Source organism: Clostridium sp., assembly GCF_016650095.1.
GTDB lineage: Bacteria > Bacillota > Clostridia > Clostridiales > Clostridiaceae > Clostridium_AD.
This window is the reverse complement of sequence record NZ_JAENWL010000186.1, coordinates 1-7021: the sequence shown is the minus strand read 5'-3', so window position 1 is coordinate 7021 and position 7021 is coordinate 1. Positions and strand designations below refer to the sequence as shown.

Genomic DNA, 7021 nt, shown 5'->3' with positions numbered 1-7021 from the left:
TAGTGGTATTAGAGTCGCTGGGAATGCGATTATTATAAATAATGAAAGAATTTCTTATAGTAGAAGAATTACAATTAAAGCAATTGGGAGACAAGATCTATTAGAAAAAGCTATAAGTTTTCCGGGAGCTATTCCACGAACGCTTAGTCAGAATTGTGATATAACTATGGAAAAATCAGGCGAAAAAGGAAAAATTATAATACCTAAGTATAATGGAACGTATAAATTTGAGTTCGCTAAACCAATAGAAAAGAAATAGAGGTGTTTAAATGGTTGCTTTTGTAGGGTTATTAATAGGTGTTATATTAGGTATTGTATGGAATATTGAGATTCCAGTTAAATTTTCTCCATATATTTCTGTAGCAATTTTTGCATGTTTAGATTCAGTTTTTGGGGCACTTAGAGGCACAATTTCTAAAAATTTTAGAGCAGATATTTTTATATCAGGTTTTTTCGGAAATGCAGCTTTAGCCGTAGCAATGGTATATCTAGGCGATAAATTGGGAATTCCAATTTATTTGGCTGCTGTTATTGTATTTGGAGGAAGGATATTTGACAATTTCGCAGTTATTAGAAGACTTTTAATAGATAAAGCCAAGGCTCATTAATGAGGTGATTAAATGAAAAATAATGAAGCTACCATATTTGTTTTCATTGCATCAATTATTATAGGACTTCTTTTAGCTATGAATATTGGATTTGAAGGAAAAAATAACTTCTTAGATGCAAAACAATATGATGAAGCCTATAATGAGAGAACTAATTTATATTCTGAACTAAATAATTTAAAAGATCAATATTATAAGATTAATGTAAAGCTAAAAAAATATACAAATGGTGACGAAGTGGAAAATGAAGTTTTAGAGGAAATTAAAAAGGAAATTAGTTATAATAATTTAATCTTAGGAAATAGTGATGTTGAAGGCCAAGGGGTTAAAATTATATTAGAAGATGGCGATGATCCTGACATGGACCAAAATGTACTATTAGTTCATGACTCTGATATTGGTAAAGTTATAAATGATCTCAAAAATGCAGGAGCAGAAGCAATTTCCGTTAATGGTCATAGGATTGTTTATGACAATTATGTATTATGTGGTGGGCCATTTATATATTTAAATGGCATTAAGATTGTAACTCCATTTTACATTAATTCAATAGGGAACCAAGATTTGTTGTATAATTATTTAACATTAGAACCAACACAAATAAAATTATTAAAACTAAGATCAGTTAAGGTTAGCATTTTTAAATCAAATCAAATAAAAATATTAGCATATATAGGCAAGTTTAAATATCAATACATGGGTCCCGTAACTAAATAAGAATAAAATATAAAAAAATGAAGGAATTCTCTGCTTAATGAAGAATTAAATAGAGAAATAGAGAAATGGATGATAGCAATAAGTAATTGCTTTGTACTAAAGAGTTTAGCAAGGAGGAATTGATAGTTGACGATTAGTGAAGCTTATAACAAAACAAAAAATGACATTCCAGAAGACGTCACACTAATATGTGTTTCTAAAACAAGACAAATACATGAAATAAAAGAAGCATATACATCTGGGGCTAGAGATTTTGGTGAGAATAAAGTGCAAGAATTAATTGAAAAATATGATAACGTTGGTGAAGGAATTAGATGGCACTTTATAGGGCATTTGCAGACAAATAAGGTGAAATACATAGTTGGAAAAGTTCATCTGATTCATTCTTTAGATAGTATACGGCTACTTAGAGAAATTGAAAAGCGATATGCGGCTAAAGATGAAATTGCAAGTGTTTTGATTCAAGTTAATATAGGGAAAGAAGTTGCTAAGACTGGTGTAGCTGTTGAAGAAATGGATGGACTTATAAAAGCTTGCGCTGAATGTAACAATATAAAAATTAAAGGGCTAATGGCTACAATCCCAATTGGTGATGAAGAAAATTGTAGAAGGTACTTTGCTCAAATGAAAACATTATTTAATAATCTAAAAGCTTTTGAATATAAAAATGTTTCAATGGAATTTTTATCTTTAGGTATGAGCGGTGACTTTCAAATTGCATTAGACGAAGGATCTAATATGGTAAGACTTGGTGAGCGTATATTTGGCCAGCGAGATTATAAAAAAATGGAGGTATAAAAATGGGAAGTAAAGTAATGAATAAGGTTATGGGTTTTTTAGGTTTGGCAGAGGAATCTGAAGAAGAACTTCAAGAAATAAGGAATGAAGAAGAAGATGATGATATGGATATTGAGTCATTGATGAGCGCAAACAAAAAGCAAAGTAAAGTTGTAAATATTCATACATCGACATCTACAAAAGTGGTTATTATAAAACCAGAGGATTTTGATGAAGCAACAGTTATCAGTGATAACTTAAAAGCTAGAAAGATAGTAGTAGTTAACACTACGGGACTCGAACCTAAAAATGGGCAAAGGTTATTAGATTTTATTGGAGGAGCATGTTACTCATTGGGTGGAGACCTTCAGCAGGTAGAAAAAGGTGTTTATATAATATCTCCTTCAAATATAGAAGTTAATAATGAATTAAAAAATGAACTAAGTTCAAAAGGAATTTTTAGTTGGAATAAATAAGTGTACTTAACTTTAGTAAATGTGGGAATACTTTTAGAGTAACAATAAGTAATTATTATTTATATTAGGAAAATTCAGGAGGTCATAAAATTTGTATAATTTGTATAATTTTATTAATGTCATTTTTAAGGTGCTAGAGTATGCAATATTTGGTGAAGTTATTTTGTCGTGGGTTTATGCTAATCGGTCTAATCAATATACAGAATTATTGCATAAAATTACAGGACCTCTACTTGCGCCTGGTAGAAAAATCCAAGAAAGATATTTTCCCAATACAATGGTCGATTTTTCACCAATAATCGCACTAGTAATGTTAATGATACTCAAATCAGTTGTGTTTCGTATACTGGGATTATTAGGTTAAGGAAGAATCTAAATGGATAAAAAATATTTTTTAAAAAGTATAAATTGCGAAGACAAGAATTTAATTTCTAGCATATTTAATAAAATTCAAATGTCTGAAAAGACAAATAAAATCACATTTACGAATGATTTTGTATCGCCAGCAATATGGAACCAAATATCAGCTATATGTGAAAATTATAAGGTAAAATCGTTCACATATGGGATATTTAAGGATGCCGACAGGAGGATGTTATCATTTTCTTCTGAAGGCGATCCTATAACATATCCTATAGATTTATTGAAAATAAGTAATAATTCTAAATTTAATAAACTGGATCATAAGGATTATTTAGGAGCAATAATGTCACTTGGAATTAAACGAGAAAAATTAGGTGATTTAATAGTTCAAGATGCTGTTTGTTATGCACCGGTTTGCTCTGATATTAGTAGTTACATAATTAATAATCTAAGTAGTATAGGGAATTGTCATTGCGTCGTGAGTGAATATGATTATACGATTAAAGAACTTCCAGAAAGAAAATTTCAAGAAAAGGTAATTATATCTACGTCCCTTCGCCTTGATAGCATGGTTTCATCTATATGTAATGTTTCAAGAAGTAATTCAGTCGGATTAATATCTTCAGGCAAAATATTAGTAAACTATTCTCAGTGTGTAAAAAAGGATAAGGTTATAAAAAATAATGATACATTAACGATCAGGGGATATGGGAAGTTTAAGGTTTCAGAGAGTATAGGAAGTACTCAAAAAGACCGCTTGAAAGTTGCAATAAAGAAATATATTTAATTGGGGGGACTAAAATGAGAATTACATCTATGGATATTAATAATAAAGAATTTAAAAAAGGCTTTAGGGGATATATTGTTGATGAAGTTCATGACTTTTTAGATGAATTATCGGAAGAATATGAAATTATGTACAAAGAAAATTCAACATTAAGAGAAAAAACAAGCTTTTTAGAAGAAAAATTAGAGCATCATGTTAAAATAGAGGCTACAATTCAAAACACATTAGTATTAGCTCAAAATGCAGCAGAACAAGCAAAATTTTGTGCCCAAAAAGAATCGGAATTGATTATTAAAAATGCAAACGATTCTTCTCAAAGATTGATAGATAAGGCTCATAATGATGTCCTTAAGATAAATGATGAATATGAAAAAACTAAACAAGAATTTGCAAAGTTTAGAACAAAATTTAGGAATTTTATGAATTGTCAGATTGAGATGTTTGAAGGTCTTGAAAATGATTACTTTAAAAATTACAATGTTGGTAATGAAATTAATAAAGGTAATGAAATTGATGATAAAAGAAGCGAGAAAGAAGCTGCGGCTACAGTCGAATATTCTGATTTAGCATTTAAAAACATTGATGAAAAAGATTTTCGTAGCGAAGATCTAGAAGAAATAAAAAGTTTTTTTACAAAAGAGTAAAAACACAGAAATCTCACTCATTGGGTGAGATTTTTTATGTAAGGAACATTTAAGTAAATAATAAATATGGTATAATACATTGTCGCATTCAAATAAGTAATAAATGTTATATACTTAATAGAACAATAAGGAGGAATAGTCGAATGAATATAGGAATTATTGGAGCAATGAAAGAAGAAGTTGCATTTTTAATTAGGGACATGCAGTTTGAAAGAAAAGAAATAAAGGCTAATATGGAATTTAGTGTTGGTATCATACATAAAAAAAATGTAGTAATAGTTACTAGTGGAATTGGCAAAGTTAATGCCGCAGTTTGTGCTCAAATATTAATTGACGATTTTAATGTGGACTGTATTATAAATGTGGGTATTGCAGGTGGAACTGTCGATAATATATACCCTGGAGATATTGTCATAGGGGATAATTTAGTACAACATGATATGGATACGTCTGCATTTGGAGATAAATTAGGACAGATTCCCAATATGGATACTTTTGAGTTTAAATGTGATAATAAACTAATAGAGTATGCAATGGAGGCATGTAAGGACATAAAAGGACATAATCATTTTACGGGAAGAATTGTGTCAGGTGACCAATTTATTGCAGACGCATCTAAAATAAAGTGGCTTAATTCTGAGTTTGAATGTTTAGCTTGTGAAATGGAAGGTGCAAGTATTGCTCAAGTATGCTATTTAAACGAAATCCCATTTATTGTTATTAGATCAATATCAGACAATGCAAATAACGGGGCTCATATGGATTACGAAAAATTCAAGGATATTGCTGTTGAAAATTCTACTAATATTTTAAATGATATGTTGAAGCTGATTTAATAAGCTAATATGGGGGAGTATTACAATATCTTTTTTAAGTTAAATTACTTATTTTAAATAATATTCCCTCAAATTTTTAAATATTATAAAATAAGTGTAATAAAATTCTTTCCATGAGAAAACATAAACATATAGAAGTTTTATAAAATGAATATTACTACTATATTAAAAACTTGAGGAGTTGTTATCATGGAAAAGGAAAAAATGCTATATTTTAAAGAAAAATTGATAAGTGAACAATCGCAAGCGCTTAGTCTTATTAATCAAATGAAACAAAATGGAGTTATTAATTCCAACAGTGAAATGGCAACGGAAATATCATTTTATGACAATCATCCGTCTGATACTGCTTCTGAATTATTTGATAAGGAAAAGGGACTTGCACTTAAAGGTAATGAGATATCAATTGTTAATAAAATTGATGATGCTTTAAAGAACATCGAAAATCATACTTATGGAAAATGTAAGAATTGTGGTAAAGATATAGCCTACGAAAGATTAGAATTTATACCCTATGCAGAGAACTGTGTGTCATGTCAAAAATCCATAGGTAGTATTAAGATAGCAGAACAAAACAATAGACCAGTTGAAGAAGAGGTCATTGGCATACCGTTTAGATACAGTACAAGCGGTGGAGTAGGTGTTGATGCCGAGGATATTTACCAAACAGTAGATCGTTTTAACAATATAGAAGATATAATTGATTATTACGATGATGATTATGGATATGTTGAACCTATAGAAAAAATAAGTAATGAACAATATAAAAATCAGTTGCCAGATTAATAATGCATCACCTTCGAAGGTGGTGACATCTTCGAAGGTGATGATTTAACAGGGGGAAGGTCATGGAATTATTAATTATATTTTTGGGTTTGCTATTGGACAGATTAGCTAAAGTTTGGGCACTGAGCTCACTTAAAGGAAAGGATGGAATAATTTTAATTAAAGATTTTTTTAAATTAGAATATTTAGAGAATAGAGGAGCAGCATTTGGAATTTTGCAAAATAAATTGATATTGCTAGCTTTATTTACCCTACTCATTGTATCAGGAATGATATATTATCTTATTGTGTATAAGCCAAAATCAAAATTTCTAAGGCTAAGCTTTGCTTTAATTATAAGTGGAGCACTTGGGAATTTATATGATAGAATATTTTATAAATACGTAGTAGATTTTATATTAGTTCATTATAAAGAGGTATATTATTTTCCAACATTTAATATAGCTGATAGTTTAGTAGTAGTTGGAACATTGATTTTGGCAATTTCGATAGTAAAGGATGAGGTATAAATGGAAAATTTCGAGTTTAAAGTAGATGAGAGTTCAGTTGGTACAAGATTAGATGTGTTTATTTCAAATGAATTAGAAAATAAATCTCGATCATATATTCAAGGAATAATAGAAAAAGAAACTGCTTTTGTGAATGGGAAATGTAGAAAAAGTAATTATAAATTAAAATTAGGGGAGACAATTATATTATCCGTTCCAGATCCTGTAGAGTTAAATATAGCCGCAGAGGAAATACCATTGGACGTTTTATATGAAGATAGTGACGTAATTGTAATTAATAAACCACAGGATATGGTGGTTCATCCAGCACCAGGAAATTATAGCGGTACATTAGTTAATGCACTCTTATATCATTGCACAGACCTGTCAGGTATAAACGGTATACTGAGACCTGGAATAGTTCATAGGATTGATAAGGACACATCAGGAGCCTTGGTGGTTGCTAAAAATGATAGTTCACATAACTGTCTTGCTGCCCAGCTTAAAGATCATTCTATGACGAGAAGTTATTTAGCTCT

General features: G+C 29.8%; 12 protein-coding genes. All 12 read left to right on the top strand.

Annotated features, from left to right (window positions below):
* The coding region (locus JJE11_RS11540) for a DUF881 domain-containing protein (RefSeq protein ID WP_291635727.1) at positions 1 to 259 on the top strand (259 nt) is incomplete at its 5' end.
* 10 nt (positions 260 to 269) lie between these two features.
* A complete protein-coding gene (locus JJE11_RS11535; RefSeq protein WP_291635726.1) occupies positions 270 to 608 on the top strand; it encodes a DUF1290 domain-containing protein in 339 nt (112 codons plus the stop codon).
* 12 nt (positions 609 to 620) lie between these two features.
* The gene (locus JJE11_RS11530; protein ID WP_291635725.1) at positions 621 to 1325 is read left to right on the top strand and encodes a DUF881 domain-containing protein; all 705 of its coding nucleotides are present in this window, start codon (positions 621 to 623) and stop codon (positions 1323 to 1325) included.
* Between the two features lie 126 nt (positions 1326 to 1451).
* Positions 1452 to 2123 carry a YggS family pyridoxal phosphate-dependent enzyme gene (locus JJE11_RS11525; RefSeq protein ID WP_291635723.1) on the top strand — a complete coding sequence of 224 codons (672 nt, stop codon included), beginning with the start codon at positions 1452 to 1454 and terminating at the stop codon, positions 2121 to 2123.
* 2 nt (positions 2124 to 2125) lie between these two features.
* Complete coding sequence (sepF, locus tag JJE11_RS11520; protein WP_291635721.1) at positions 2126 to 2578, top strand: cell division protein SepF; 453 nt, start codon at positions 2126 to 2128, stop codon at positions 2576 to 2578.
* Positions 2579 to 2669: 91 nt separating this feature from the next.
* Positions 2670 to 2942, top strand: a complete 273-nt coding sequence (locus JJE11_RS11515) for a YggT family protein (RefSeq protein ID WP_291635719.1) — start codon at positions 2670 to 2672, stop codon at positions 2940 to 2942.
* Between the two features lie 12 nt (positions 2943 to 2954).
* Positions 2955 to 3728: a YlmH/Sll1252 family protein gene (locus tag JJE11_RS11510; RefSeq protein WP_291635717.1), complete on the top strand. Its 774-nt coding sequence runs from the start codon at positions 2955 to 2957 to the stop codon at positions 3726 to 3728.
* A gap of 14 nt (positions 3729 to 3742) precedes the next feature.
* A complete protein-coding gene (locus JJE11_RS11505) occupies positions 3743 to 4372 on the top strand; it encodes a DivIVA domain-containing protein (protein ID WP_291635715.1) in 630 nt (209 codons plus the stop codon).
* Between the two features lie 143 nt (positions 4373 to 4515).
* A complete protein-coding gene (locus JJE11_RS11500; protein WP_291635713.1) occupies positions 4516 to 5208 on the top strand; it encodes a 5'-methylthioadenosine/adenosylhomocysteine nucleosidase in 693 nt (230 codons plus the stop codon).
* A gap of 189 nt (positions 5209 to 5397) precedes the next feature.
* Positions 5398 to 5994, top strand: coding sequence for a TraR/DksA C4-type zinc finger protein (locus tag JJE11_RS11495; RefSeq protein WP_291635711.1), 597 nt, complete (start codon positions 5398 to 5400; stop codon positions 5992 to 5994).
* 62 nt (positions 5995 to 6056) lie between these two features.
* Positions 6057 to 6503, top strand: coding sequence for a signal peptidase II (gene lspA, locus JJE11_RS11490; protein WP_291635709.1), 447 nt, complete (start codon positions 6057 to 6059; stop codon positions 6501 to 6503).
* The coding region (locus tag JJE11_RS11485) for an RluA family pseudouridine synthase (RefSeq protein WP_291635707.1) at positions 6504 to 7021 on the top strand (518 nt) is incomplete at its 3' end.

Coding starts and splice junctions, on each gene's coding strand:
- JJE11_RS11535 (WP_291635726.1), top strand. CDS start 270: ATGGTTGCTTTTGTAGGGTTATTAATAGGTGTTATATTAGGTATTGTA.
- JJE11_RS11530 (WP_291635725.1), top strand. CDS start 621: ATGAAAAATAATGAAGCTACCATATTTGTTTTCATTGCATCAATTATT.
- sepF (WP_291635721.1), top strand. CDS start 2,126: ATGGGAAGTAAAGTAATGAATAAGGTTATGGGTTTTTTAGGTTTGGCA.
- JJE11_RS11510 (WP_291635717.1), top strand. CDS start 2,955: ATGGATAAAAAATATTTTTTAAAAAGTATAAATTGCGAAGACAAGAAT.
- JJE11_RS11505 (WP_291635715.1), top strand. CDS start 3,743: ATGAGAATTACATCTATGGATATTAATAATAAAGAATTTAAAAAAGGC.
- JJE11_RS11500 (WP_291635713.1), top strand. CDS start 4,516: ATGAATATAGGAATTATTGGAGCAATGAAAGAAGAAGTTGCATTTTTA.
- JJE11_RS11495 (WP_291635711.1), top strand. CDS start 5,398: ATGGAAAAGGAAAAAATGCTATATTTTAAAGAAAAATTGATAAGTGAA.
- lspA (WP_291635709.1), top strand. CDS start 6,057: ATGGAATTATTAATTATATTTTTGGGTTTGCTATTGGACAGATTAGCT.